34 protein-coding genes and 1 pseudogene are annotated in these 24514 nt (G+C 41.2%); 29 read left to right on the plus strand and 6 right to left on the minus strand.

What is annotated here, in order from left to right:
- The first annotated feature begins 66 nt into the window (after positions 1-66).
- Genes FG11_RS04780 through FG11_RS13740 form a run of 3 tightly spaced genes read left to right on the plus strand, consistent with a single transcriptional unit; the run spans position 67 to position 2028 of the window.
- Positions 67-720 (plus strand): MotA/TolQ/ExbB proton channel family protein, encoded by a 654-nt coding sequence (locus tag FG11_RS04780; protein ID WP_047533489.1) that lies wholly within the window; start codon positions 67-69, stop codon positions 718-720.
- Complete coding sequence (locus FG11_RS04785; RefSeq protein ID WP_047533491.1) at positions 717-1133, plus strand: ExbD/TolR family protein; 417 nt, start codon at positions 717-719, stop codon at positions 1131-1133. Before FG11_RS04780 ends, FG11_RS04785 begins: the two co-directional genes overlap by 4 nt.
- A 37-nt stretch (positions 1134-1170) precedes the next feature.
- Positions 1171-2028, plus strand: coding sequence for a TonB family protein (locus FG11_RS13740; RefSeq protein ID WP_268747036.1), 858 nt, complete (start codon positions 1171-1173; stop codon positions 2026-2028).
- Between the two features lie 81 nt (positions 2029-2109).
- Here the strand turns inward: FG11_RS13740 and FG11_RS04795 are convergent, their stop codons facing one another.
- Positions 2110-3414 carry a site-specific integrase gene (locus FG11_RS04795; RefSeq protein WP_160277130.1) on the minus strand — a complete coding sequence of 435 codons (1305 nt, stop codon included), beginning with the start codon at positions 3412-3414 and terminating at the stop codon, positions 2110-2112.
- Positions 3415-3697: 283 nt separating this feature from the next.
- On the opposite strand from FG11_RS04795, the gene FG11_RS04800 reads away from it, so the two are divergent.
- The 3 genes from FG11_RS04800 (at position 3698) to FG11_RS04810 (ending at position 5753) form a co-directional block, all read left to right on the plus strand.
- A complete protein-coding gene (locus tag FG11_RS04800; protein WP_052184941.1) occupies positions 3698-4783 on the plus strand; it encodes a GmrSD restriction endonuclease domain-containing protein in 1086 nt (361 codons plus the stop codon).
- Complete coding sequence (locus FG11_RS04805) at positions 4780-5292, plus strand: hypothetical protein (protein WP_047533494.1); 513 nt, start codon at positions 4780-4782, stop codon at positions 5290-5292. The genes FG11_RS04800 and FG11_RS04805 overlap by 4 nt, the downstream gene beginning before the upstream one ends.
- A gap of 311 nt (positions 5293-5603) precedes the next feature.
- Positions 5604-5753: a DUF4113 domain-containing protein gene (locus FG11_RS04810; RefSeq protein ID WP_081978229.1), complete on the plus strand. Its 150-nt coding sequence runs from the start codon at positions 5604-5606 to the stop codon at positions 5751-5753.
- 12 nt (positions 5754-5765) lie between these two features.
- Here the strand turns inward: FG11_RS04810 and FG11_RS04815 are convergent, their stop codons facing one another.
- From FG11_RS04815 to FG11_RS13690, 4 genes are all read right to left on the minus strand, one after another.
- The gene (locus FG11_RS04815) at positions 5766-6185 is read right to left on the minus strand and encodes a hypothetical protein (protein ID WP_047533497.1); all 420 of its coding nucleotides are present in this window, start codon (positions 6183-6185) and stop codon (positions 5766-5768) included.
- Between the two features lie 462 nt (positions 6186-6647).
- A complete protein-coding gene (locus FG11_RS04830; RefSeq protein WP_047533501.1) occupies positions 6648-7133 on the minus strand; it encodes a thermonuclease family protein in 486 nt (161 codons plus the stop codon).
- A gap of 93 nt (positions 7134-7226) precedes the next feature.
- The gene (locus FG11_RS13685; protein ID WP_047533503.1) at positions 7227-7853 is read right to left on the minus strand and encodes a PEP-CTERM sorting domain-containing protein; all 627 of its coding nucleotides are present in this window, start codon (positions 7851-7853) and stop codon (positions 7227-7229) included.
- A gap of 189 nt (positions 7854-8042) precedes the next feature.
- The gene (locus tag FG11_RS13690; RefSeq protein ID WP_235276340.1) at positions 8043-8246 is read right to left on the minus strand and encodes a hypothetical protein; all 204 of its coding nucleotides are present in this window, start codon (positions 8244-8246) and stop codon (positions 8043-8045) included.
- Between the two features lie 426 nt (positions 8247-8672).
- On the opposite strand from FG11_RS13690, the gene FG11_RS04845 reads away from it, so the two are divergent.
- The 4 genes from FG11_RS04845 to FG11_RS04860 all read left to right on the plus strand — a co-directional run bounded on the left by FG11_RS04845 (position 8673) and on the right by FG11_RS04860 (position 10960).
- Positions 8673-9020, plus strand: a complete 348-nt coding sequence (locus FG11_RS04845) for a hypothetical protein (protein ID WP_047533507.1) — start codon at positions 8673-8675, stop codon at positions 9018-9020.
- A 67-nt stretch (positions 9021-9087) separates the two neighbouring features.
- Positions 9088-9573 (plus strand): hypothetical protein, encoded by a 486-nt coding sequence (locus FG11_RS04850; RefSeq protein ID WP_047533509.1) that lies wholly within the window; start codon positions 9088-9090, stop codon positions 9571-9573.
- A gap of 84 nt (positions 9574-9657) precedes the next feature.
- On the plus strand, positions 9658-10083 hold the full coding sequence (locus tag FG11_RS04855; RefSeq protein WP_047533510.1) for a hypothetical protein: 426 nt from the start codon (positions 9658-9660) through the stop codon (positions 10081-10083).
- 406 nt (positions 10084-10489) lie between these two features.
- On the plus strand, positions 10490-10960 hold the full coding sequence (locus FG11_RS04860) for a toll/interleukin-1 receptor domain-containing protein (RefSeq protein WP_235276341.1): 471 nt from the start codon (positions 10490-10492) through the stop codon (positions 10958-10960).
- Between the two features lie 135 nt (positions 10961-11095).
- On the opposite strand, the pseudogene FG11_RS04865 reads toward FG11_RS04860, so the two are convergent.
- Positions 11096-12028 (minus strand): annotated as a pseudogene (locus FG11_RS04865) (integron integrase); the annotation flags it as partial.
- Between the two features lie 972 nt (positions 12029-13000).
- Here FG11_RS04865 and FG11_RS13230 point away from each other — a divergent pair.
- The 19 genes from FG11_RS13230 to FG11_RS04965 all read left to right on the plus strand — a co-directional run bounded on the left by FG11_RS13230 (position 13001) and on the right by FG11_RS04965 (position 24417).
- Positions 13001-13372: a hypothetical protein gene (locus FG11_RS13230; RefSeq protein WP_052184942.1), complete on the plus strand. Its 372-nt coding sequence runs from the start codon at positions 13001-13003 to the stop codon at positions 13370-13372.
- Between the two features lie 68 nt (positions 13373-13440).
- Positions 13441-13851, plus strand: coding sequence for a hypothetical protein (locus FG11_RS04880; protein WP_047533517.1), 411 nt, complete (start codon positions 13441-13443; stop codon positions 13849-13851).
- A 63-nt stretch (positions 13852-13914) separates the two neighbouring features.
- On the plus strand, positions 13915-14901 hold the full coding sequence (locus FG11_RS04885) for a hypothetical protein (RefSeq protein ID WP_047533518.1): 987 nt from the start codon (positions 13915-13917) through the stop codon (positions 14899-14901).
- A 152-nt stretch (positions 14902-15053) separates the two neighbouring features.
- The gene (locus FG11_RS04890) at positions 15054-15389 is read left to right on the plus strand and encodes a hypothetical protein (protein ID WP_052184943.1); all 336 of its coding nucleotides are present in this window, start codon (positions 15054-15056) and stop codon (positions 15387-15389) included.
- 85 nt (positions 15390-15474) lie between these two features.
- Complete coding sequence (locus FG11_RS04895) at positions 15475-16134, plus strand: hypothetical protein (protein ID WP_152604043.1); 660 nt, start codon at positions 15475-15477, stop codon at positions 16132-16134.
- A 506-nt stretch (positions 16135-16640) separates the two neighbouring features.
- Positions 16641-17105 carry an ankyrin repeat domain-containing protein gene (locus tag FG11_RS04905; RefSeq protein ID WP_047533525.1) on the plus strand — a complete coding sequence of 155 codons (465 nt, stop codon included), beginning with the start codon at positions 16641-16643 and terminating at the stop codon, positions 17103-17105.
- 67 nt (positions 17106-17172) lie between these two features.
- Positions 17173-17544, plus strand: coding sequence for a hypothetical protein (locus tag FG11_RS04910; protein ID WP_047533527.1), 372 nt, complete (start codon positions 17173-17175; stop codon positions 17542-17544).
- A gap of 64 nt (positions 17545-17608) precedes the next feature.
- Positions 17609-18157 (plus strand): hypothetical protein, encoded by a 549-nt coding sequence (locus tag FG11_RS04915; protein WP_052184944.1) that lies wholly within the window; start codon positions 17609-17611, stop codon positions 18155-18157.
- A gap of 28 nt (positions 18158-18185) precedes the next feature.
- Positions 18186-18977, plus strand: coding sequence for an enhanced serine sensitivity protein SseB C-terminal domain-containing protein (locus tag FG11_RS04920; RefSeq protein WP_200884561.1), 792 nt, complete (start codon positions 18186-18188; stop codon positions 18975-18977).
- Positions 18978-19052: 75 nt separating this feature from the next.
- Complete coding sequence (locus FG11_RS13545) at positions 19053-19265, plus strand: hypothetical protein (protein ID WP_152604044.1); 213 nt, start codon at positions 19053-19055, stop codon at positions 19263-19265.
- A gap of 120 nt (positions 19266-19385) precedes the next feature.
- A complete protein-coding gene (locus tag FG11_RS04925) occupies positions 19386-19949 on the plus strand; it encodes an STM3941 family protein (protein WP_052184945.1) in 564 nt (187 codons plus the stop codon).
- A 113-nt stretch (positions 19950-20062) separates the two neighbouring features.
- Entirely contained in the window at positions 20063-20554 is a 492-nt protein-coding gene (locus FG11_RS04930) for a hypothetical protein (protein ID WP_160277132.1), read from the plus strand.
- 189 nt (positions 20555-20743) lie between these two features.
- Positions 20744-21391 carry a DUF1877 family protein gene (locus tag FG11_RS04935; protein WP_047533536.1) on the plus strand — a complete coding sequence of 216 codons (648 nt, stop codon included), beginning with the start codon at positions 20744-20746 and terminating at the stop codon, positions 21389-21391.
- Positions 21392-21457: 66 nt separating this feature from the next.
- Positions 21458-22108 (plus strand): hypothetical protein, encoded by a 651-nt coding sequence (locus tag FG11_RS04940; protein ID WP_047533539.1) that lies wholly within the window; start codon positions 21458-21460, stop codon positions 22106-22108.
- Between the two features lie 403 nt (positions 22109-22511).
- Positions 22512-22958: a tetratricopeptide repeat protein gene (locus tag FG11_RS04950; protein ID WP_047533544.1), complete on the plus strand. Its 447-nt coding sequence runs from the start codon at positions 22512-22514 to the stop codon at positions 22956-22958.
- 68 nt (positions 22959-23026) lie between these two features.
- On the plus strand, positions 23027-23422 hold the full coding sequence (locus FG11_RS04955; RefSeq protein WP_047533547.1) for a WapI family immunity protein: 396 nt from the start codon (positions 23027-23029) through the stop codon (positions 23420-23422).
- Positions 23423-23479: 57 nt separating this feature from the next.
- Entirely contained in the window at positions 23480-23776 is a 297-nt protein-coding gene (locus FG11_RS04960) for a hypothetical protein (protein ID WP_047533550.1), read from the plus strand.
- A 68-nt stretch (positions 23777-23844) separates the two neighbouring features.
- Positions 23845-24057 carry a DUF6980 family protein gene (locus tag FG11_RS13795; protein ID WP_081978182.1) on the plus strand — a complete coding sequence of 71 codons (213 nt, stop codon included), beginning with the start codon at positions 23845-23847 and terminating at the stop codon, positions 24055-24057.
- A gap of 93 nt (positions 24058-24150) precedes the next feature.
- Complete coding sequence (locus FG11_RS04965) at positions 24151-24417, plus strand: hypothetical protein (RefSeq protein ID WP_047533555.1); 267 nt, start codon at positions 24151-24153, stop codon at positions 24415-24417.
- The last annotated feature ends 97 nt before the right edge of the window (positions 24418-24514 follow it).

Below are 24514 nucleotides of genomic sequence, written 5' to 3' on the forward strand. Positions count from 1 at the left end.
CTGCTTACTCATTGCTAACAAATACATTAAAACAAGAACATTAATAACAACACTCAAAGGAACCCCATGCTCTTCCAACTCCCCAGCATCATCGATAGCGTACTCATCCTACTCGCCCTCATGTCTATCGTGGTATGGGGAGTCGTCATCCATAAATGGGTGAGCTTCTACCAACTCAACAAACGCAATCATCTATTCCTAGAAGAATTCAGCCAAGCAGAAGATCTGCAGCATGTACGCGCTAATACCAAACTCACCGATGGCAGCTTGGCAAGGATTTGCCAAGCTGGCTTGGATGAATGGAAACGTTTACGCCTCAGTGTGAACGCATTTAACCATGACGACAGAAAAGCACTGGTCACCGCCGTACTCCAACAACAAGCCCATATCGAACAATCCCATACCGAGAAAGGCCTTGCCATCCTTGCCAGCATTGGCTCTACAGCCCCCTTTATTGGCTTGTTTGGCACGGTATGGGGCATCATGCATGCCCTCAAAGACATCTCCAGCAAAGGCTCAGCAGGGCTTGATGTCGTCGCAGGCCCGATAGGGGAGGCCCTCATTGCCACTGGCATTGGTATTGCCACTGCTGTCCCTGCTGTACTCGCTTACAACTACTTCCTCAGACAACTCAAAAGCTCCAATGCCCAAATCGAGAACTTCGGCATTGCATTTCACTACCTCATCGTGAAATCAGGCATGGGTGCCAAACTACCATGAGCATGTTACTCAGCAATCAAGAAGACCAAGTCATGAGCGAAATCAACGTCACCCCACTGGTCGATGTCATGCTGGTATTACTCACCGTGTTTATTGTGACCGCACCCTTGCTCATGAACGCAGTCTCCGTCAAGCTACCGCAAGCCAATGCCCACATTGCCAAGACCGAACCCAAGACCTTACAACTTAGCATCTCACCGCAGGGGGACATCACCCTCAACACCACCCCCATTACCATCACCGCACTCAGTGACGAACTGAATATGCTCAAAACCAGTACCGACCCAGCCATAGAAATCTATGCAGATGAGCAGGCTGCGTATGGCACTGTGGCGAAAGTCATGGCCGCCATACAACGTGCCAACATCACCAAATTTAGCTTTGTGATGCTGCCAGAGGCTACCAGCTCTTAATTCGCCAAACGTTCTGATTCATTCACCACACCTCTCCATGCCTACCTACCACCAATCATTTCTTGTGACGACACAAGACAATGAAGACCAATCCCTAGTCTGGGCATTATTCGCCTCCATGCTATTGCATATCGCCATCGCATACGTCTTTCCGTACTTTAACCAACAGAGCCTGCAACCACGCAGTACCAGCATACAGATCGAGTTAAACCCATTACCAGAACAACCCACATCTGCAGCAACACAACCACCAGCACCACCTGTATCACAAGCAGAACCACAGCCAGAAGAACAACCTAAGCCACCCATACCTATTCCACCTACCCCAGTGACCAAACCACTTAAAACGAAGACAGAGCATCCAGTAATCGCCACCCCCACACCAGTGCCTGATCCAAGCTACCAAGTCCCTGTAGAACCACAGACAGAGACACCACCAGACACACAGGAAGAAACACCCCCAGTACAGACATCACCGAACACTACCCCTGCTACAGCCAACCCCACACCAATACAGACTAAAACAGCGCCTACCAATACAGAGAAAACCAGGACAAGCACTACACAAGATGCCACGGCAAGGTCTAGTGAAGTAGCGACCTCAGACGAAGTATGGGATGGTTACGGTAAAGCCTTAGCAGCTATGGTAAACAAACTCAAACAATACCCGACTATCGCGATACGTCGTCATTTGGAAGGGGAGGTGCAAGTGATTGCCAGTTTTAGGCAAGGTAAACTTATTTCAGTCGAGCTAGCAGAGGCAAGTCAACATCAAGTACTGAATGAAGAAGCGATGAGAACGATTAAGAAAGCGATTGAGCAGGTGGCGTTAAATGCCAATTTAGAGCGTAAAACCTTTACGGTGACGATTCCTGTGGGGTTTAAGTTGGAGTAAGTCTAAACAGTGCTAACTCTTACTGGACGTCTGCTTTGTCCCCATAGCTGACCTCATGAATGTGTCGTATACGACAATAAATTACCTTAAAAAGCTGTTAGCCAACTCTTTGAGTTTCTTTTCGTCTAACTCCAATCCGCAATACTCTTGCCAATTTAACTTTTCAATCAGATTGGTTTGGATAGATTTCAGACTCAAAGCCTCTCTGCCATATACCTTATTATGAACACCTCCACCTTTATCATGACCTGTATACTGGCATTGATGAGCAAAGGGGATATCTAATTGATTCATGTGATCAATGATTGTGTGCCTGAAACTGTGGAATACCTTGTTATCACCGATTAGGCCGATCTTATTTTTGTACTGTGTAAACCACTTGCTTGGAGCGGCACCATAACCATTTTGAGCACTTGGTGTGATGTCAAATAACATTTCCTTGCCCGCTCTTTTTCTCATTTCAGCTAATTTCAATAAGCCTAATTTTTCTAAAGCGGGGTGAATAGGAATATCTCTCGGACTTGCATCTGTTTTGGTGCCAGGTAAGTGCATTACGTTTAAACCGGACTTGAAATAGATATGTTCTGTCTTTAAAGACGCTATTTCACCAATACGCGCGCCTGTATATAAGCCAATCAATGGAATGTAGAAATGCCATGGCTTTTTTGCATGTTCGATGAGACTATCAAAGATTAATTTCAGGTCATTGTTATTTAAATATGACCAGTGTTCACCTTTGGCTTCAATTTTAAAAGTTAGAGGGGTGGGGGAGTGATTTCTGCTTGGACTTGAAGCCCAGGCCGAGTAAGAGCGTATGAAGCTTAGATCGCGTTTAATAGTTGTTTTTGCTACTTCCTTTAATCTAGCAGGTAGCCACTTGTTTTCAATAACTTCGTCATTTAACTGTTCTGCAAGAAAATCATGACCAAGTAATTCTAATAGACCATTAAGAGTCGAAATAGCCATTTTTTTTGATTTTTCGGCTTGACTACTTTTTGACAACTCAAAAATATAGTCTTTTATCGAATCTACTAATTTAATAACTGTTTTTGTAGAAGTATCTGGAAAAGGGTGACTTGAGCCATTTTTTAATTGTGCTTGTGCCATAACAAGCATAACTAACGCATCTTTTGCACGTTCATGATCTTCTGGTGACCCGTCAGTTGTGATTTCCATACCATCTGAATTTGATTTGATGGTATAGCCTTTGATTTTTTTTAAATCCATAGCTGAAATTGTAGCACCTAGAGAATGTGCAGCAATAGTCGCAACGGATAAATCACGTGTCCTTAACGATACTCTCTTATCTATCCCTCCACGCTGTAAGCGCAAGTAATAAATACCATGACGTGACTTAACTAATCGAGATGTTAGATTCAATTTCAACAGTGACACTAGCAGTGACACTACTGATTCGACGACTCTTAAAAAATGACTTTAAAATCAAAGGCTAAGATAAATTGGCGTCCCCACGGGGATTCGTTGATTCAACAGTTAATTTAATAAAAATCAATGAGATATAAACATCCAAGTGAGCTTATGTGTAGCACTTTAGTGTAACAGATAATCATGTATAAAATTTTAATCTATACTATTTATTATAAGTTATCCTTAGAGGGTAATATGCACAAGAAATCTACTTATTATCGATGTAGTTGAGGAATCAAAAATGGCTCTAGATGCAACAGATGAATTAATTGATGCGGAGACGAAACTCCAGCAAGAAGATGACAATTCAGAAACACCTCCCTCAGATATTGTAGCCTTTAACGAGTTGAGATCGTGTGCAGACTTAACCAGAATGGATAAGACTAACCAGCTAATAATCAAACCAGAGTTTCAAAGAGATATTGTCTGGCCAAATACAGCGCAAACGAGATTTATTGACTCTTTAGTTAAACAATTACCAATACCTAGTATGTGTATTAGTTTGGATTATAAAACTGAAAAAAGATTGGTTATAGACGGGCTTCAAAGAATATCGACAGTAATAAAATTTTTGACAGATGATAAATGGAGATTGTCTGAGCTTGAAGATATTGACCCCAGAATATCTGGTAGAACAGCATTATATATAAAAGATAAATACCCGGATATTTACGGCCGAATAGAGAATCTTACAATTCCAATAACTGTGTTACGTTGCGACTACTCAAAGAAAAGTCATTTAAATTATTTGTTTACTATTTTTCACCGGCTTAATACTGGAGGTAATAAACTTAGCAATCAAGAAATAAGGAATTGTATTTTTTCTGGTGGATTTAATGATTTGTTAAAAAAGATTGTAAATCTTGATATAACTAAAAATTTATTTGTTATTGAGCCTGATAAAAAATATCGATATTCTTTTGAAGAGTTAATCCTTCGGACATTTTGTTTTGCTGAGACTTATGAGATTTATACCGGAAGGCTGGCAAAATTTCTGAATGATTACATGCAGTCTAAAAAGAATGTTTCAGAATTTGAGTTATTAGAAAAAGAACTAAGGTTAATCAATACTTTTGCGTTATTAAACCAAAAAATATTAGATGGAAGACCTCTTCCTAAATTAAGTAAAGCTACTACTGAAGCATTATTGGTTGGAATTTATAATAACTATGAAACGTTAATCGCCAGAACTGATCAAGAGGTTTTGGGGATGTATGAAGCTTTAAGAAATGATCAATTATTTTCTGTCGATAATTTAAAAGAAGGCCTTGCTGAAAAGGATAAAGTAATTGGCAGAATTAGAAAAAGCATTCAAATATTTTCATGATAATCAAGAAAAATATTTTGAAAACATTGACTGATTTAGACCGTAAATATAACCAGTCACTCATTTCACCAAATCCCAATGACTCGATATTTTTTTCTAAGCTAGCAGTTCTTGAGTATTGTGGGTGGATTGAACATTGCTTTGATGAGATTGTTTTAAGATCAGTTCAATCAAAACTAAAAACACAAAGATTTAAAGATGTCCTTAGGGAAAGGGTCGTTGGAAACAATCATGGATTTGAATATAAAAAACATTTTAGACCAATGATGCTACAAGCTATAGGTATTGTAAAAATGGAGGCTCTTGAATTTGAGTTGGATGTTTCAGGCCAATTGCCTGTCCTAGTAAGCGAATTAGATAATGTAAAAACTGAAAGAGATTCTGCCGCTCATACTTATTCGGAAAATTTATTAATCACTTACTCTTCCCCTTCAGTAACAATTCAAAGATTCAAACGTATATTTCCAATAGTTAAGCATACGTATTCATACATAGTAAATAAGATTTAGAGTGTGTTTTAGGCGCTATGAGTGGACTCTAAGATTGTAGCAGTTCAGCCTCTCAATAACGGACACACTATTTAAACTTGCGTACTGACCCAGTTACACCCCCCATATTTAGAAGAGTATCTCTCCCTGAATTTCGATAGGAGAGAATTTGGGGTTGGCGGGGAGTAGTCTAGGGCTTCCATCTTTAGACCTCGCTAAGGTCTTAGAGGAAATGAAAGCCCTTTATAAAGGTACATAGGCTAGTGCCATCGCAAGAACAACAAACAGACCTTTTTGGATTTACTTTAGATGACTCTAAGACAGCTAAGCTTATGGAGACCCTAGATAGTATTAATCAGAAGTATAGTAAAGGGACTATCAAATTAGCCTCGGAGGGCATTCATAAGACGTGGGTAATGAAGAGGGGTTTAAAAAGTCCGAACTACACTGGTGACTGGAATGAGATTCCAGAAGTAATCTAACCAAATGAGTGCTCAATGAAGTTGATTCTTATATAGAAACACGTAGAACTTTCCTAAAAGTACTAGAAACGCACCTAGCAAGGCAAACAGAATTGTAATGGCCTTAGCACTTCGCCCTTCGTTATTCAGAATCTCTTGAAGCTTTGCATCTTGTAAGGAGATGTCAACATTAGCTCGATTGATAGTGTCGTGGTTTCGGACTAAACGCTCGAGATTATCAGTAGAGTCAGGGTCGCGCATAACGAAAGAAATTTCCCTAAGTACATTTAAGGTTGCTAAATCAGCAATTCTTTGGTTATACGCCTGAGATTGTTGGGGATACTTATTGAACCAGTCACTTGTAATCCCTTGATAGAAAGCTGCTGTAAAGATTAGAGTCAATCCTAGTAGTTCTAGCATTAACCCTTTTGTTTCTTCGTTAAGTTTATTCATGTGGGCTATCCTCCAGTTGTAATGCTATTTGTACTTTGAGCTGTCACACAAACTATCCTAGGCCACCGATCATGCACCCAAGCGTACTCTTGCGGAGTATCTTCAGTGACCACATAGACCCGTTGGTCATCGTTATGACTGACTATAAGAGCTTCTATAGCTTTCCCCTGAGGTACGTCTATCCAGTGTGATACCTTCTCAGCGTCCTTCTCCATGAAGCTGTGAGCTGCTAACAGAACAAGGGTAGGGTTGTAGCGTTCCCACTTACCAAGCTCAATCGAGTCAGACCTAGCCCATCCACCTTGCACGAATGGTGCTTGTTCCTCTCTGCGTCTTCCCCATCTTACCCATTCAACACTTCCGTCAGACTTCAATACAGGAAGAGCTGCTTTAGGATTGGGGAAGTAGACCTTCCATTCCTTACCTGATGATTCTGTGTATCTAACACCTGAGCACATAGGGTTACCTCGTAGCCTTTCTCCAGTCCCAAGGAGGGGTAGGGTTAGGTTCAATCCAAAGACCAGTCTTAGACTCTCTAGCTTCTTCCTGAGCGTGTAAGTAGGAGAGCCTATCCTCTAAGGGTTGTTCCTTTTTGTACTTAGTATAGTGCCACGCTAGACCTCTCTTAACTTGCTCTAAATTAGCATCAAGTTCATTGACCCATACCTTACCTACTATTCGCTCATAGCGGTCATGCTTAGTCCAGTCCACCAGCACGGTCTTGTTATAGATTAAATCGGAAAGAGACCTCTTAGCGACCTGACCAAAGGGTTGCTTCTTCTCAGGCGCATCTATACCAGCTAATCTAACTTTGTATTGATTGTTGGTTGCATCAAGAACGGTGATGGTATCTCCGTCAGTTACCCCTACGACTCTCCCTTGGAGTAACTCTGCGTATGCTGGTGAGAGGTGTAAGAAAGCGAATAGGGTAAGGAAGAGTCTAGTCATCCCCGAATAATCTTACTTCTTTGAGAGGTGGTCAAGATTGGGATGAGTATCTCTAAGACCCCTTAAGTGAATCTTAGAGATACGCGCTTTAGATTAAAACTGTGCTTGTTTACGGCGGCGGGTAGCGAAGCCAATCACACCCAAACCTATCAATATCATTGCGTAAGACTCTGGTTCTGGTACGGCTGCTATAGGAGTACCCTCAAGGATTAATGCAGCAGAGTAATCTGAGCCAACAAGTCTAAGCCATGTTTCACCGAAGTTCCGAGTGTAAGCTACTTCAAGTGGTGAAGGTACGCCGGTCGAAAGAGCGCCATAAAAATATTGCCCATCTCTAACTTCAAATGAGACCCAGTAGTTACCTGCATCTACATCCCAAGTTAAATTGCTAGAACCATACCAGTTAGAGCCCTCTACTGAGAGCAAACTATGATAAAGCTCTTCTCCCGGTAAGCTGCTGACATCACTATAAAGAGCTACTGTAAGATTACCTGCGGTAGTTCCAAGAGAGAAATGGCTCCGAATGTCAGTGATGCTGGTTGCTTGAGATAAGTTGACTTTAAGTGCAACTGACTGATTGCAGTAGGGGTCTGGAATATTCTCTCTGCAAACCCTCAAACCTGACCCACCCGGTGGAGTGCCTGTATCAACTAAAACTGCACCCTGAGCAATTGAGCTAAACAAAAGCAAAGATAATAAGTAGGCGTTGATTTTTTTCATTATTAAGTCCCTTGTTATATTTTTTAGCGGTTCGAGTTTAGCAGGTCTTTTTAATAAAAGGTTTAGTCCGAAAGGGCTATTATTACTCAATAAGAATTATCTTTACCAAAGAAAAAATAGATACATAAACACAGATACCCTAAAGAATCATGAAGACCCTTTAGGATGACTGTAATTTATATCTACTATTTAGCGCTTATTTTTGCCAGATGCAATTTGTACGCCTGTGCCGCGTGTGCCCTTCAAATCGCGTCCTTCATTAGTGGAAATACTTTGTACGCCTGTGCCTCTAAGCCCGGGAAGGTTGTGTCCAGCATCGTCATCAACAATCTGAGTGCCAGTACCTTTGAAGCCTCGCATTGCGTGACCTTCATCATTAAGAACGAAACGCATCCCTGTACGTCTATCTATACTTGAAGCTAACTGTATACCTGTTCCTCTATTATCTTTATCTAGGTCTCGGTACTCATTATCCATTTGTATCTTAAGACCAATTCTTGGCTCTACTGGGTAGCACATCTGTAACCTTTCTTCTTAAGGTAGACTGAATCGCTACAAGTTATGTGGACACTAATTTTCCGTTGTCTTGAATTACTTTATGTCAGATTTTCCCTTCTCATAATCCCCAAAGCGGGCATTCATTAGAGCATTAAATAAACTTAGTTGCATCCGCATTTAGTATTAATTATTATACGGACAGAGCAATAGCTAACCTTAAGATTTAAAAAGAAAAATAACATGCCAAAATCAATTTTCAAATTATTAATATGCGGACGTCTGCGTCCGCATATTAACTGTTAGGGTCTTATGCCAATTTCTATGCCACTCACATTAGTAATTGCTTGGGTTTTATTCTTCGGCTTTATAAACACTCATCAGCGCCATGCCAACACTTTCAAAGGCGAATCTCAAAGTTATTTGTTAGCTCTCCATGCGTCGGTTTTACTTGGTACGTTAGTTGGTTTAGGGTTACTCATTTACTATTTTATTCAAGTTGCATGGTATTGGCCTTTTGCTTTATTTTTTCTCGGCAGTCTTGTTGGCGGTATTTTATTTGGCACATTGGATGCAAAAATCAACCCTTTAATTTTAAGCATTGTTGGGTTTATCGCTTGGCCTTTAGCTGCACTTTGGGGGTTCTATGTTATTAGCAATCTACAACCCTAACCCAACATTCAAGCGGGACACGCTAAAGCGTGCCCCTTAATTCAAACGTTAGTACTTAGGAGAGTTTGTGAAGCCCCTTTACCCAGATGAAGCATGGGATGTCACAGTTCAGTGGACTAAGCCCAAAGAATATGAAAGCCTAATCATCGAGGGCAGTCAATACGACGAATACGCCGATCTATATTTAATTTCGGCTAAATATTCAAAATCAACAGCGAAAGGTCTCTATATTGGCAAAACGTGGAAGCAGCAAGTTAGCACGCGCATAAAACAAAAAGACCATAAATCTCGATACGCAGCATTTACTGGCATATATCCTAATCACAAATTCTTTGTCAGTCATGGAATTATCATCATGAATAATGGAAAGCTTACGGAAAAAAGACTTGCAGATATTGAGCAAATTCTTATTTACTCCAATGATCCATCGCACTCAGGAAACGTCAAAAATTTCTACGCTCATGGTGTGCGTGGCTCATATTCAATAGAGAATACTGGTTATCGCTGTTCACTTCCCAAAAAGCTATGCTTAGGCGTGTTCGGCACTTATTAAGTTCTAACAAGGCGTTGCAACATAAAAACCCACCTTCGCTTTGCTACGGCATTTTTTTCCGGAGAACTTAGGCGTTAGGGTTATATGATTATAATTTTACTCAGAATAACAACTACAGGTTTGCTGATACTTACTACTTGGGTCTTAGCTGATGTTAATTTACCCGCCACCTGTTCAGCTGCAAACCCCTTTATTCGCGAGCAATTCAATACTAAAGTCGAAGAATTTAACCAAATGATGTCTAAAAGCGCCGAAAGAGAATCTAAAAACCCATCCCAGAATGAGTTCTCGTGCGCTGGTATAGGAGTGATTGACTATCACTCAGTTATGGATGGAGAGTTGTACTTCTATAATACGTCATCAAGGAAACTCATTAGTATTTGTGGAATGGGCTTATATATTTCTCCAATTCCAAACCAGCAAAAGAAATGTGGCGAAATATGTCCACCACTAGAGTGGAGAGCGAATGGTTGCGATGAGAAATATACAAAATATATAAAATCTCAGTAAATTGAAATGAAAGTTTTGAATGATAAAACAGAACGCCATATATCCTCTAACCCATCATTCAAGCGGGACGCCTAACAGCGTCCCTTAATTCAAACGTTAGGCATCAGAGAGTCACCACGCGACGGTCGATGTACATACATCAGGATGGTCACAACCAAAGGAGAAAGTAATGGCACGATGCACAGCACCAGTTCGAGGTCACAGTTCCGCAGCCGCCCGAGCGAACTGCCCTGCATGCAGTTCCCGCTATGGCGGCTATGGCAGAAGTTACGGCGGTGGCTACAGTTCGTCTTACTCATCAGGCGGTGGCAGCAGCTACAGCGGTAGTGGAAGATCAATCGGGAGCGGCAGTTCAAGGCCGCGCTGGTCGCGCGCCGGCTCGTCCGTCTCGTATACGCCAGCTCAAGTGGCGTCGCTCACACCGGTACGTGAAGCTGTTGAGATCCAAACGGCAACTAAGCCAGATCTTCGAGACTGTTTCCTCTGTCACGCCTGGGACGACCGGCAAGGTGCCGCCAAGGAATTGCACGATTTGCTCGAAGCGGCTGGTGTCAAGGTTTGGTTCAGCGAAAAAGACCTTGGCCTTGGCGTGCCCATGATGCGCGCGATCGACAAGGGCTTGGCCGCCTCGAAAATAGGACTCGTTCTGGTTACCCCCGCATTGCTCGCAAGCCTGCCGAAGGAAGGTGTTGCAGATAAAGAGCTTTCGACGCTCTTGCAAGGTAACCGGCTGGTGCCTATCGTGCACGGCACGACGTACACGGCACTTCGTGATGTCAGCCCCATGCTTGCTTCGCGAAGCGGCTTGGATACATCGGAAGACACAATGACGGTGATCTCAACCAAGATTGCCGAGCTAGTCGCCATTTGGAGCTGATATGCCTAACCCCTCCATCAAGCGGGACGACTAACGGCTCCCCTTGACTCAAATGTTCTACGTCCGATTTGTCCCTATCACATAAATCCCCTTAGCGGACATTAAGCCAAAACATCCGCTAGGTATAATCTGGAGTTAGAGGTTATCAAAAGGGCTAATCACTGATTTAGTTGCCTCAATGACATGTGTATAAATCATGGTTGTTTGTAGACTTCGATGTCCCAGTAATAGTTGAATCGTTCTGATGTCTGTACCTGAACTTAGAAGATGAGTTGCGAACGAGTGTCGTAATGTGTGAATAGAAGCATGCTTCTCAATCTTGGCCTGTCTTAACGCCAGCTTAAAAGCTCTCTGAATCGTGCTATCTGACATATGCCATCGTACTTTCTTATGACTCTCACTCCAGTCGCGCAACACACTCGATGGAAATACGTATTGCCAAGCTAAAGAACGAGAAGCCATCGGGTACTTTTTATAAAGTGCACCAGGCATAGCTGCAAAACCAGCGCCACGATTCAAGTCAGCCTGATGAATCTGAGCCACTTTCACTAAGTGCTTCTGTAAAGGCCCAAATAATTGTTTAGGTAGCAGGGTGGTGCGATCCTTACCACCTTTTCCGTCTCTTACACTTAATGAACCAGTCTCAAAATCTATATCTTTAACTCTCAAGCCTAAGCATTCATTGACTCTAAGCCCTGCGCCATAGATCAATTGCGCAATCAACTGACAAGTACCACTCATGCCATCAAAAATCATTCTTACCTCTGAAACACTTAATACCACAGGTACACGATGACGCTGTTGAACGCGTTGCAAACCTTTCATATTGCCTAAAGGATTTGCAAGAACATCTTGGTAAAGAAACACCAAAGCATTTAATGCCTGTGTTTGGGTAGAAGCGGAACAATATCGATCGACTGCTAGATGGTTAAGGAAGGCTTCAACTTCCGAGACCCCCATGAGATTAGGATGGCGCTTCTGATGAAAGAAGATAAATCGTTTAATCCAATGAATATAAGCCTCTTCGGTTCTGAAGCTGAAATGTCGTCGACGACAAATGGTAGAGACTAAATCAAGTAAACGAGGAGGTCGGTTTGTAGGAGTAGCTTGACCCCATAATTTTAGATCCTATGGTGGTGATAAAAAAGCCATTAGTTTACAATCAGAAAAAAGGTAACGCTCTGTCTCTATATTAATAATTTAATATAGAGACGCATAAACAATAAAACCAAAGGGAGCAAGGGATTCCAGCCATGCATATCAATTATCCAATTCCTAATATAGAGACCCATGGGTCTCTATAATTACTGTTAGGGTTTAATTTTGTCAGTCTATTTATTCAGCAAACTTTTACTATTGGTTTTATTTGCAATAGTATGTTTCGCTGGCTATTTGATAGTTAAAGCACTCCCGGAAAAAAATCCACTTCGCACTAAGCTCTTACTTTTAGGTACCCCGCATGTGCTAAAAATGGCTAAAGTCTCTGTGTTTATTGTAATCATTACTTATTGGTTAGGTGCTTTAATTCTTTATGGCTAGTTCTAACCTAACCCATCATTCAAGCGGGACGCCTAACGGCGCCCCTTACTTCAAACGTTGGGCATCATGGTAATTTCCAAAATAATCTTACGGTGGGGTCTACTGCTAACTGGGGTTGTGTTTTGCCTCATATACCTTAACAGTGCCTTCTATCGTGCTTGGGTTGCTGGCGGCCCTCCCACAGACAATCCCGAAGGCTGGCTTTTCAGTGCTGGTAACTATTTATCGTGGGCTTTTGCCTTTCTTAGCTCAGGCATTGGTGCGTTTGTTCTTATCAGCAAATTACCCTCGGTAAGTAGGGTCGCTTTGGTTTTTATTGCCCTATCAATCATTCTTGGTATTTTTCCAAGTGCACGAGAGTTTGTAGCAACAGATGCTTGTTTAGACTCAGGCGGCAAATGGCTCTCATCAGAACTTAGGTGCGCTCATGAGTAATATGCCCAACCAATCATTCAAGCGGGACTGGCTAAAGCCAGCCCCTTAATTCGAACGTTAGCTATCATGAAAAACACATATAAACTTTTGCTTACAATATTGCTTCTCTCATTTAGTTTTAACCTATTTGCAGAAGAAAAACCTACCGCTATATATGTCAAAATCAAAAAGGCAATCATGCCTATTGAGAGAGGTGAAAAATTTGAAGACCCGTTAAACGAAGCACTTCAAGCAAAACACCTAGGAGAGGTTATGGGTGGCGGCTCTATGTTAAACAAAGATGGTTCTATTGAATTTGTAGGTATTGACGTGGATTTAACCAACTTAAATGATGGAATTCCTTTTTTAAAGTCAAAACTAATTGAGTTGGGTGTACCAGAAGGAACAACCATAGAGTACGAATTTTTCAACAATAAAGTAGTTGAAACTGTGAAATGAAAGCTAACCCATCATTCAAGCGGGACGCCTAACGGCGCCCCTTAATTCAAACGTTGGGCAGCAAAAAAATGACTCGCATTCGACTTGAATACTTTGACCAAAACGAAAACTTCGCGCCTTGCCTGCCACGCGAGGCAACGGTTCTAAAACGTGTCGCAACAGCCAACGTTGATGATTGGTATCTTGTTGAACTTGATCAGCCTATTGAATACCAAATTAAGGTCGGGGATCCGTATAGATATAGGGGCGTGGAAACGAATCATTTACTAATCAGGTCACGCTGGGCCGATAATCAAATTGGAGACATAGAACCAACATCCGTTTTTATTGTGCTCGTCGAGCGAGAGCAGTTACCACTCGTTACACCAGTTCAAATTGAGCAGTACCATCATGTTGCGTGGGGTATGTGCCATACGCTCAGCAATGCTGCCCAACCCGGCGTTCAAGAGGGACTGCCGAAAAGCGCGGCAGCCCCTTAACTTTACGTTGGGCATAACGCTCTATAAACTTGCACCCTAACTACAAATTAACGAAAGATAAAAATGCGTTCTATCCTAATCAAAAAAATTTATATTGCTACAATTATCAGCTGCTTTGCATCTACCGGCTACTCGGCTGGTTTAGATGATATAACCAGCTATAAAAAAGAGACTGAAATTGAACAAATAAGTGTTGCACCATATACCACCCAAGAAATTATCAGCAAAGTGGCTGATCATCTTGATGAGGAAAATGTGTTTCAGGATGGTGAGTATGGGAAAGAAGTTTTTTTCTATCAAGATCCAAAAACAATTGCTTTTAACAAGGCGAAATTCGGGAATTGTGAAGAGTTTTATGTTGGGCAATCAAGTTTTGGGAATACAGCTTTTAACTCCACAGTAAAGTTCTTCTTTCCTAAAAGCGAAGAATATAAAGAAAATCTTGGTAGCGCGGTAAAAAGCGCATTGAAGCATTTAGAAGATCCATTTATAAAAGGGTCTTTAGGAGGACATTGCAAAAATCATTTAACCTATACTGCTGAATTAAAAGATTTTCTTAACTCAATCGCTCAAGCAGCCCCATCAATTTTAGAAAAAAATAAAAATAAAATAGCTGCTGCAAAGATTAAAGAAGAAAAAAGATTGGCAATAGCAAAATCAATAGCCAAAGAAAAAGCGGATAAAGAAGCAATAAGACAAGCTGATGTGCAAGCGAAAGATAAAGCAGAGAAATTAGGTATAGAAGCAAACGCCAAAAAACTCACCGCTTGTCAGCAAAAAGTTGAGTACCAACTTTACGAAGCATCACTTTTAATTCAACTCAACAATAATATTGCAAAAAATTCTCAAAAAGAAATTGACTCTCAAAAAGAAGGGGCAAAAATTTCGGGCATTGTTAATAAAAATGTGATGTATACAGCAGGAAATCGAATAGTTGGTGCTAAAGAATCCAACAATAAGCTTTTTGCAGCTTATAAAAAGTTGGGTGGAACGGCAAAGACATCCGAAACGGTTGTAGTGCCCACCAACCCATGTAAGTCTTTTGAATAGTTAAAAACTTTTGACTATTAGGTTATCTTTATTGTTGAAAAAGCAGAAATAGTTATTTCTTATCGCTGGGTAGGTGGTGAGCTTTAACATGCCCAACCCATCATTCAAGCGGGACGCCTAACGGCGCCCCTTAATTCAAACGTTAGAGCTATATGACATATGAATGGCAAGGAGATGATTCTCCACCAGAATTTGACAGTAAATTAGCTGATTCTTACATTGGCAAATACATACTAATTGGCGTCACTTATTTTAATAAAGAAGGCGCGCAATTAGAGCAAATTCAAATGCATGGAATTATTGAGTCAGCTAATACTGAGGGGTTAACTATTAGTTTAAAAGGTAAGAAAAGTGGTGAGTTTTGGGTCATGCCACCAGTTTTGAATGCAATTCAACCAGCTAAGCCAGGTTCATATTCATTACATTCCACAAGTGAGGTTATTGAAAATCCTGATTTACTTTCAACTTGGAGCGTTACCAGACCATGAAATTGGCGTTTAGCTCTAACCCATCATTCAAGCGGGACTGGCTAAAGCCAGCCCCTTAATTCAAACGTTAGGGGTCAAAGTAAGTATGAGGATTTTAATTGTCCTACTAATAATAATTGGACTTATGGGATGTGAAAGAAAATTGGAAAATAATAATTTGCCCAAAGATGCGCTACATGATATTGCCCAAGCCGAACGTGATTTTTATATTAGTGGCTACCTTGATTCGTACAAAAAATTCTCATCTGATAAAGAAGGTAAAAGCATTTTGGAGCTTCTAGTTAGACCTAACCAAATGCCTTGGCCAGACCCCTATGCTCAAGTTAGAGTTGACATGTTATCTAATCTGAATAATGAAGTAAAAGCAACACGCTATGAGCAAGAGCACCCAGTAAAAAATTTCAAAGTTTCATCTTTTACAGTGAACTCAATGAATGTTGATTTATATCCATTTGTTTGGAACAGAGTCGAGTTTCGTTCTACATACACCCCTAAAAATATTCAACTATTGACTGATTGGACGACTAAATGGATGGATCTAGAAGATAAAAATCCAGTTGATAAAAATGGTCTCAGTGGAGCTATTCATAGTGTCACTTACCCCAGCTCTAACAATAGTTTTTGGTATTTTATGGTCGATTTTGGCTCTGCTCCAACCCAATCACTTGATGAACTGTTAGCCGTACTCAGTAGTATGGGCGTAACTAATATTACAGTTGGCTCATTTTCACCTATTCAACAATAGCAAATGAATACCCCTAACCCATCAGTCAAGCGGGACTGGCGAAAGCGCGCTTTGAATATACAATTATTAATAACGAGGGTTGAGCCACCAATGTCGCCAGCTCCTTACTTCAGACGTTAGGCGCTTTGATGTTTCGACACGACTGCAAAATGGAAGAGTTTGAGTTGCTTGGCTCCCGCCACAACCCGATAGATCGTTTTTGGCCACCTTGGACTTTGGTCATTTGCAGGAAATGCAAAAAAATCCATGAATGGCAGATTCATTCGCAAGAGGGAATGCATGGTGGAGCTCTAGAATGCACAGCATTCCCGAGTAGTGATTACGTGGAGATGCAGTACGGCCTTGATGTCTCCGCAATAGAAGCAATTCTTTCTGGGCAAAAGCATCCCCGCAGATATGACTGGCATAAGGCTACCTACAATGACGCCTAACCTTTCGGTCAAGCGGTACGCTCCGCCGGCAAGCCGGCTCCGCGCCCCTTACCTCCAACGTTAGCTTTTAAACTTATGAGCATCAACGAACACTTGTTATCATTGATTTATCGTGAAGACATTACAGGTATACGGCAAATTCTCAGCGAGGGCGCTTCATTAATGGACACCGACTCTGATGGACGTAACGTGCTCATGCATACAATTCTAAGTGAAAACAAAAACTATGAACTCATTTCCATGTTTCTGAAAAGCGGTATTAATGTAAACCACAAAGACAAAATGCAAAATTGGAGTGCCTTGGCATTCGCAGCACGGGAGGCTAGTATCAACATTATCTCCTTACTGCTAGATAATGGAGCTGAAGTCGACTCACTAGATAGTTTTGGTAACACTCCACTTTGGCGTGCTGTAATGGCAAAAAGAGAGGAAGTAGTTAAACTTCTTGTTAGTCGAGGTGCAAATCCAGATTGTGTTAATAAATCTGGGATTAGCCCTTTGATTTTGGCGCAACAACTTGGCGTTTCATATTTTGAATAACGGCAAAGCTAACCCATCATTCAAGCGGGACGCCTAACGGCGCCCCTTAATTCAAACGTTAGGGGCTATGAAAAAAACTCTAAAAATTGCAGCAGCGCTTCTTATCGCATCAGTCATTTTCGCGGCTGGTTACGCTTTTCATGCATTTTCATTTTGGTACAAATCTCCAGTTTCAGTGTCCATTGAGAATCAATCTGGTCAAAGCCTTCAAAACCTGAAGTTAACATTTCGTAGTCAAATCTCTGGCAACCTAGACATTCCACCGCCTCAAAATGGTAAAGATATATTAGTAAAGTTTTTTCCATGGGGTGAGGGTAGCTTCACACTTGAAGCAACCCTTGAGTCTGGTAAAGTTGTTCAATACTCAGCGGGCTATATTGAAGCTGGTTACTTTGTTCATACGGTAATTACAAATAATGAATTTAAAAACCGCCCCTAACCCATCATTCAAGCGGGACGCCTAGCGGCGCCCCTTAATTCAGACGTTAGAGAATAATAAAAATATGCACAAGATAATTCTGGCAATAATACTAATCACAAAAATTACATGTTGCTTTGCTAATGAAAGTCCAGAAACGCCACTTCAACCGCCAGAACTTGCAATGAATAATTTTTCCAAAGAAGCCAAAGCAAGAGCAGAGGTTTTTGATTCAGTTGCAAAAAGATATGGTTTCATCGCGATTGATGGTCGTTTTGGTGGCGAGTTTAATAATGATAAGTTAGCGTTCAAAATTCAGGAGGGTAGAACGATATTATTATTGGGCTTAAAAACAACGTCAGAAGCAGGTGACTTGCAGTTAGATCAAGCCTCGATGGGACCTTTCCTGCAACTGTCAGATGACTGGGTGCTTGCAGTTATTCAATGTTTAAAAATAGATAGGTCGCAAGGATTCAAATCTGTAGCTCTAGAAGTTGCTCTTAAAAACAAAACACTTGACCGTGCTGTTCTCTTATATGACAGAAAGTCTAAAGATGTTAAGTTCTTGGGCGTTTCAGCTCCAAATAACTCTCTAACCCCTCATTCAAGCGGGACGCCTAACGGCGCCCCTTAATTCAAACGTTATGCCTAAGGAATTTCATGTGAGCGAACCGTCAAACGATCTTGAACTAATGCTGAAAAATGCCGCTGACGACCCAGCGAGTCGTCCTGAGTTCTACAAGGCATTAATGGAGGCGGATGTTTTCGTGATTGGATTCACCGATTCTGAAGGAGAGGGAGTGAGTACGATTCCCGCTGGTGCCAAGTTGTCGATAGTGAATTGGGAAAAGAACGATGGAACCCCAATCACCCCGTTCTTTACTAGTCTCGAATCACTACAGCGCGCATTGAAGGAAGAGTCGAAATATGTCGCCCTTCCTGCCAAGAATTTTTTTGAGATGACGCTCGGGTCATTCCTGGTACTCAACCCTGCCTCGCCGTATAGCAAGGAATTTTTTCCTAATGAGATACAGGCATTGCTGGAAACCGGCATGAACCATGCCCCGAAAACCAGAACAGTTCAGAAGGAAACGAAGGTATTGCTTGGTCAGCCAGCTAATTACCCATCAGCAATGATATCCGCCCTCACAGCGCTTCTCGCTAAGCACTCGGCGGTCAAGGCTGCGTACCTTTGCTTGATGCATGACCCCTCATCTAGCGAAAAGCCATCGTTAGTCGTAGGCTTTGAGGGCGACAAGGATATCAGCGAGGCCATGAAGGAGGCGGGCTCAGTGGCGGCGGACACTGCCCCAAAAGGAGAGTTGGTTGATTTTGTAGTGCTCAAAAGAGGCGAGCCGGGGATAAGTGATTACATGTTTGATTCTGTTAAACCATTTTATGAGCGTACTTGGGGCAGTAAATTGCGGTCACTATTTAGCCCGGGTAGGGCATAACAACTCATTCAAGCGGGACGCCTAACGGCGCCCCTTAATTCAAACGTTAGGTAAAAACACAATCAGGAGATACTTTTGTTATATCAAACATTCACGGCTTTGTTATTTCTTTTTGGCGGTATCTACTGCCTACTCGTTACATACAAACGTGTAAATTTACATCCCGATATTAATAAATCTAAGGATATGCTTGCAAAATGGGGAACTGCATATAAATGGGGTGGGTGGGTTTTAACAATTTGGGGCTCTTTGCGTTTGATGGCAGTTTTATTTGCCACATTTTCCTAACCCATCATTCAAGCGGGACTGGCGAAAAGGTGCTTCTATGAAATGTTTATTAATAACTTGGGTTGAGCCACCGATGTCGCCAGCCCCTTACTTCAAACGTTAGGCAACCTGTGTCGAAAAATGAAAAATATTAATATATTGCTAAGTAGAAAAAGAGTATTCCTTGGAGTATTAATTTCGCTTGCTATTATTTGTTACGGATTATGGCTTTTACCCCAAATAAATTCTTCAGTAATCGTATCGCATCAAACTGAAAATATTAATATGACAGATTTCTGGATAGCAGTTAGCGCTATTGCTATTGGTTTGCTTTGTGCTTATTTTCACTTTAAAAAGCTTTTTGATTGGAAGCCAGGGCTAGTCTTAGATTCTTTAGGTATTACAGATAACTCAAGTGGCACGCCCGCAGGTTTTATTCCATGGAGCGAAATTATTGGCTTTACAGTTTTTGAAATTTACAAGCAAAGAACACTTTTTATATTACTCAGAAACCCGTATAGCTTTATCGAGAATGCAAATTTCCTAAAACGTTTTATGTATAAGGCCAATTTTAAAACATTTGGTAGTCCGATAGGAGTTTCTATGAATACATTAAAAATAGATTCTACTGAGCTATACAATTTATGTAATAAGTATTTGGAAAACTTTGGCAAGCCTAACCCATCATTCAAGCGGGACGCCTAACGGCGCCCCTTAATTCAAACGTTAGGCATCCATTTGAAATGAGACTATTTGGTTACGCACTGCAGACAATAGGTCTTTTCACGATTCTAATATTTTATGTCACACCCGTGTTCATGCTGCCTTTCGTAAATGAGCTTCCTTACTTACACTATTTAACACTATGGCAGAAGGTACAAATTTCTTTTTTTATTTTCACATTAAGTTATTTTTTGATTATGTTTGGTGCAAAACCTAAAAACAGACGGGCGGCAAGATTATTTACCGAGGATGTAAAAGGTAAATTTATGACGACTTGTGGTTTCTTTGGGGCCATATTTTTTGGTGCGCTTTTTAGCGGCAATATAATGGGCTTGCTGGTTTTGCACACCTTGCCCACTCAGCCATATCTCAATCATGTACTCGTAGATGAAATGAAATATCAAGGTAGTAAACACAAATCTATCTTATTGACCTTGCATTCGGAAGCTGATGGGAAAACATATTATTTGACACTTGCGAAAAAATTATTTGATTACCCGAGAATAGAGGCTGGCAATAAAATGATACTCAAAGGTCAGCAAAACGTTTTTGGCATTTATGTTGAGCAATTTGAGATGGATTATTAACTAGTAAGGGTGTGCAAAAAAAAGTTAATGCCAGCATCGCAATTGTTTTAACTTTAACTGGATTCCCACGCAACGAGGACGGTTTCGATGCAATTAAAAGAGGCAGAAAGCAGTACGCCTAACCCTTCATTCAAGCGGGACGCCTAACGGCGCCCCTTAATTCAAACGTTATGCACTAAGGAGAAATGAATGAGTATCGTGGCTTACTACGGTCGTTTTACACCTAGTCAGATAGAAGAATGTGCGGCCACACCTGAAGCATTATCCACTGGCGCTATTGGTCATCTCGCAGGAGCTGAAATAATTGATATAGACCGATCATACGCGCCAATGGCATGGTTACTTTCCCCATGCAAGCGAGCAGAAGATGAACATAATGCCTTAATAATGCAAGAGTATTTTAAAGAACAACACGCACCGAAACCTTCATTATTATCAAAAGTCACAGGTTTTTTTGCAAAAAAACCTGAAACAATTCAAGAACCACAGCCCGCCAAAAAAATTGAGGAATTACCTCTTGATCCACCACTTATTGCAATTGAGGGTAGAACCGAAAAGCGTGACGAGCGATTCGATTTCGGATTAGGAGCTGCTGCTGTATTTTCTCCTGAAGAAGTGATTGTGCTAAACGACGCTTTGGCATCTCTTACAAAAGAAAACCTCGAACAGCACTACAACCCTGAAATCATGGATGAACAAAACATATTTCCAGGACAGTGGCTTGAAGAAGGGCGTGACCTTATGGAAACTTACGTTCTACCAAATTTTCTACAGCTCCAGTCTTTTTATTCAAATGCTGTAAAAAACAATCAAGCTGTTCTAATTTGGTATATTTAGTGCATAACCCATCATTCAACAGGGACGCGCTAAAGCGCACCCGTTAATTAAGACGTTAGAGCGCATATGAATGTTCAGTCACTAAAACGAAGAGCAAAAGCCAATACGCTTGAAGTTGAGCACATTCTTGAAGCGGCCATTGAAAAAACACCAGGGTTGGCTGCAACTTTATCAATCCTGGCTGAAGAATATAAATGGCCTAATGAAAATAGGCTTCCTGATGGGTCTCTTGTGGTGCCGTTTGGAAGGTGGAGCAAAATTGCAATCGTCTATGTAGAGGGTGGCTTCTCCTCACTAGTGCAATTAGCTAAAAGCACTGATGAGGCATCTTTCATACTCGCTTTAGCTAGACAGATAAAAACACAAGAATCTGTCAGTTTTGTTTTAACGGCATATAAACCTTTCATGATTGAGCCATCAAAAAATATAGACATATCAATTATGGTTGCGAGCGCACTAAATCTAATGCTGTCATTCAAAGATGCCGCATCTATATCAGAAGAACAAGCACAGTTCATTGAAAGCTTTCTGCTTACTCTTTACCCACTAGCTCATACCGAGGCTGCTCGTGCAATTGCCATCTTAGGTTTGCGTGGAGTAGGCAGTGAAAGTGCACTTAATTTTGTTAAAAATCTTCCTGAGCTCTCAGCAACGTGGGAGAGCTCTAGGCAATCAACTTTGAAAACATTAAGAAAACGAGTACGAAGTGCGCTCTAACCCATCATTCAAGCGGGACACGCTAAAGCCAGCCCCTTAATTCAAACGTTAGAGCTTAAAAACCTATGGGTCTTAGACAAGAGTTTCTTTTTTCGTATAACTCGCCCGAGGAGGTATTCACCTTTCTAGAAAGTCTTAGCAAGGCAGCAGTTGTAAACCGAAATTCTGACTTTTTTGTCTTTTCAAGCCTAGTAGGGCAACCTGAATTTACGTTTGATTGCGAGCTAACTCCATCAGGTATAGCATCTGACCGAGCAGGAAATTACTTCGATTTCCTGGGTTTTTTTGTTGAGGCCATTACTGGCCAATTTGGTAAAGTTGAGGTGCAAGACCTATGAGCTCTAACCCATCATTCAAGCGGGACGCCTAACGGCGCCCCTTAATTCAAACGTTAGGTTTTATAATGCAAATAGAATTACCAGCGCATTTATACGAACGAATTGGTCAGCTTTCTGCAGAAGGTGATGTACTTGCGGAAAAATCTGAATTTGAAAATGCTATCTCCAAGTACAACGAAGCTTGGGAAATCGTACCAGAGCCGAAAAATGATTGGGAGGCAAGCACATGGTTGCTAGCGGCTATAGGTGATGCCTGTTTTTTATCTGGGTTCTACACCTCTGGAATAGAGGCATTTCAGTATGCCCTTACTTGCCCCAACGGCAAAGACAACCCCTTTATTAATTTGCGTCTTGGCCAATGTCTATTTGAAAAACAAGATTTAACAAACTCCACCGAGTATTTAAGTCGTGCTTACATGCTGGAAGGTAAAGATATTTTCAGGTTGGAGAGTCCAAAATATTTCGAGTTCTTGAAAACAAAAATCCAAGAGCCTGTTTCTGGCGTATGGTAAAAAACCTAACCCATCATTCAAGCGGGACGCCTAACGGCTCCCCTTAACTCAAACGTTAGAGTGCAACAATGAAAATAGCTGGGCATGCTTTTGATTGTGAAATTGATTTATCACTTCCCGATAGTGAGGAGTGGATGGATGCCAACGTCAAAGTTAAAACCCATCAGTTTCAGGGAGCTTTTACATGTACCGTTCAAAAAAGTGAATGGTTGTTACTAATCGAAACACTCAAGAACCTAGAGGCCTCAGTCGGTAAAAGCACTGAACTAAAATGGTGGAACATGGAAGAAAATATCTATTTTGAGTTCAAACTTAGTGCATTAGGCTCTCTTGAAATAGAGTATAAATTTAGCCCTGAGAACTTTAGTGTCAGTCCCGTTCTTTCTGGTTGTTTTACAGCAGACCAAAGCTATATAAGAACGTGGGAAAGTTCAGCGCTGCAAGAGGTAGAAAATGGTCTCTAACCCATCATTCGAGCGGGACGCCTAACGGCGCCCCTTATCAAACGTTAGGTTTATTGCATGTCAGAAGACTCGAAAGTTCAATGCCAAATTCACGGGCAACAAGATGAAGCCTATGCATGCCAACACATCGTAAATTCTTTGCATACTGGAATACCTGTAGGGTTCTATTGGCCTGAAGATTCAGACCAAACTCATCCTGATGCTTGGTGCCATGAGTGTGAGAGCGCTCGAATAGAAGCAGGTGGAGACTGGACGCCTGAAGTAGAAAAGCTTCTTAGTATAAAAATACTTTGCGGTTCATGCTATGACTACGCGAAGTCTATTTGGAAAAATGCAGGAAAAGTAACGCAATGAGTACACCTAACCCCTCATTCATGCGGGACTGGCTAAAGCCAGCCCCTTAACTCATACGTTAGGGCTATATGTCAAAACACTGCTGCGAATCTATGGATTACTGGGCAAATTACAAATGTCCAGACCACACCAACATTTTTGAGTGTCCTGACAATCTTGTTACGTTTGATAGCAAATCAAAAAGTTATGGTCTTATAATCCATGACGGTGGTTCATCATCAATCGAAATGAAGTTTTGTCCTTGGTGTGGGGCAAGTATTGCAACAGAAAATATCGAGTAAAAGTGAGGTCATTTAAATTGCAAAGCTCTAACCCATCATTCAAGCGGGACGCCAAACGGCGTCCCTTAATTCAAACGTTAGAAGGCAAAGAAAATGTTATTTGAGTGGCCTCAAATATGGGGTTTTGGTCTTGCATTTGTAGGTCTAGTATTTCTGCTTAGACGAAAAATAGACGTTGGTATTCAAGGTCGTCCAACTTCTTATGTTGTTACTGGAAAGTGGGCAATTATTCTAAGTTTGTTAACAATTGTCTTAGGTTTATTTGTTGGGTTTCAAGTGCCTAAACAACTAAAAATCGATAGTTGTTTAGATAATGGTGGAAAGTATAATTATCAAAAAAGCTTATGTGAACATAACTAAAAATGAGTTTACTTATCGGCACTATGCCATTTAACCCATCATTCAAGCGGGGCTGGCTTTAGCCAGTCCCTTAATTCAAACGTTGGTCGTCAAATTC

The organism is Methylotenera sp. N17 (assembly GCF_000799155.1).
Taxonomy (GTDB): domain Bacteria; phylum Pseudomonadota; class Gammaproteobacteria; order Burkholderiales; family Methylophilaceae; genus Methylophilus.

Excerpts from the sequence above, each read along its gene's own strand:
- FG11_RS04780 (WP_047533489.1), top strand. The coding sequence starts at position 67 with ATGCTCTTCCAACTCCCCAGCATCATCGATAGCGTACTCATCCTACTC.
- FG11_RS04785 (WP_047533491.1), top strand. The coding sequence starts at position 717 with ATGAGCATGTTACTCAGCAATCAAGAAGACCAAGTCATGAGCGAAATC.
- FG11_RS13740 (WP_268747036.1), top strand. The coding sequence starts at position 1,171 with ATGCCTACCTACCACCAATCATTTCTTGTGACGACACAAGACAATGAA.
- FG11_RS04800 (WP_052184941.1), top strand. The coding sequence starts at position 3,698 with ATGGCTCTAGATGCAACAGATGAATTAATTGATGCGGAGACGAAACTC.
- FG11_RS04805 (WP_047533494.1), top strand. The coding sequence starts at position 4,780 with ATGATAATCAAGAAAAATATTTTGAAAACATTGACTGATTTAGACCGT.
- FG11_RS04810 (WP_081978229.1), top strand. The coding sequence starts at position 5,604 with ATGGAGACCCTAGATAGTATTAATCAGAAGTATAGTAAAGGGACTATC.
- FG11_RS04815 (WP_047533497.1), bottom strand. The coding sequence starts at position 6,185 with ATGAATAAACTTAACGAAGAAACAAAAGGGTTAATGCTAGAACTACTA.
- FG11_RS04830 (WP_047533501.1), bottom strand. The coding sequence starts at position 7,133 with ATGACTAGACTCTTCCTTACCCTATTCGCTTTCTTACACCTCTCACCA.
- FG11_RS13685 (WP_047533503.1), bottom strand. The coding sequence starts at position 7,853 with ATGAAAAAAATCAACGCCTACTTATTATCTTTGCTTTTGTTTAGCTCA.
- FG11_RS13690 (WP_235276340.1), bottom strand. The coding sequence starts at position 8,246 with ATGCGTTTCGTTCTTAATGATGAAGGTCACGCAATGCGAGGCTTCAAA.
- FG11_RS04845 (WP_047533507.1), top strand. The coding sequence starts at position 8,673 with ATGCCACTCACATTAGTAATTGCTTGGGTTTTATTCTTCGGCTTTATA.
- FG11_RS04855 (WP_047533510.1), top strand. The coding sequence starts at position 9,658 with ATGATTATAATTTTACTCAGAATAACAACTACAGGTTTGCTGATACTT.
- FG11_RS13230 (WP_052184942.1), top strand. The coding sequence starts at position 13,001 with ATGAAAAACACATATAAACTTTTGCTTACAATATTGCTTCTCTCATTT.
- FG11_RS04880 (WP_047533517.1), top strand. The coding sequence starts at position 13,441 with ATGACTCGCATTCGACTTGAATACTTTGACCAAAACGAAAACTTCGCG.
- FG11_RS04885 (WP_047533518.1), top strand. The coding sequence starts at position 13,915 with ATGCGTTCTATCCTAATCAAAAAAATTTATATTGCTACAATTATCAGC.
- FG11_RS04890 (WP_052184943.1), top strand. The coding sequence starts at position 15,054 with ATGACATATGAATGGCAAGGAGATGATTCTCCACCAGAATTTGACAGT.
- FG11_RS04895 (WP_152604043.1), top strand. The coding sequence starts at position 15,475 with ATGAGGATTTTAATTGTCCTACTAATAATAATTGGACTTATGGGATGT.
- FG11_RS04905 (WP_047533525.1), top strand. The coding sequence starts at position 16,641 with ATGAGCATCAACGAACACTTGTTATCATTGATTTATCGTGAAGACATT.
- FG11_RS04910 (WP_047533527.1), top strand. The coding sequence starts at position 17,173 with ATGAAAAAAACTCTAAAAATTGCAGCAGCGCTTCTTATCGCATCAGTC.
- FG11_RS04915 (WP_052184944.1), top strand. The coding sequence starts at position 17,609 with ATGCACAAGATAATTCTGGCAATAATACTAATCACAAAAATTACATGT.
- FG11_RS04925 (WP_052184945.1), top strand. The coding sequence starts at position 19,386 with ATGAAAAATATTAATATATTGCTAAGTAGAAAAAGAGTATTCCTTGGA.
- FG11_RS04930 (WP_160277132.1), top strand. The coding sequence starts at position 20,063 with ATGCTGCCTTTCGTAAATGAGCTTCCTTACTTACACTATTTAACACTA.
- FG11_RS04935 (WP_047533536.1), top strand. The coding sequence starts at position 20,744 with ATGAGTATCGTGGCTTACTACGGTCGTTTTACACCTAGTCAGATAGAA.
- FG11_RS04940 (WP_047533539.1), top strand. The coding sequence starts at position 21,458 with ATGAATGTTCAGTCACTAAAACGAAGAGCAAAAGCCAATACGCTTGAA.
- FG11_RS04950 (WP_047533544.1), top strand. The coding sequence starts at position 22,512 with ATGCAAATAGAATTACCAGCGCATTTATACGAACGAATTGGTCAGCTT.
- FG11_RS04955 (WP_047533547.1), top strand. The coding sequence starts at position 23,027 with ATGAAAATAGCTGGGCATGCTTTTGATTGTGAAATTGATTTATCACTT.
- FG11_RS04960 (WP_047533550.1), top strand. The coding sequence starts at position 23,480 with ATGTCAGAAGACTCGAAAGTTCAATGCCAAATTCACGGGCAACAAGAT.
- FG11_RS13795 (WP_081978182.1), top strand. The coding sequence starts at position 23,845 with ATGTCAAAACACTGCTGCGAATCTATGGATTACTGGGCAAATTACAAA.
- FG11_RS04965 (WP_047533555.1), top strand. The coding sequence starts at position 24,151 with ATGTTATTTGAGTGGCCTCAAATATGGGGTTTTGGTCTTGCATTTGTA.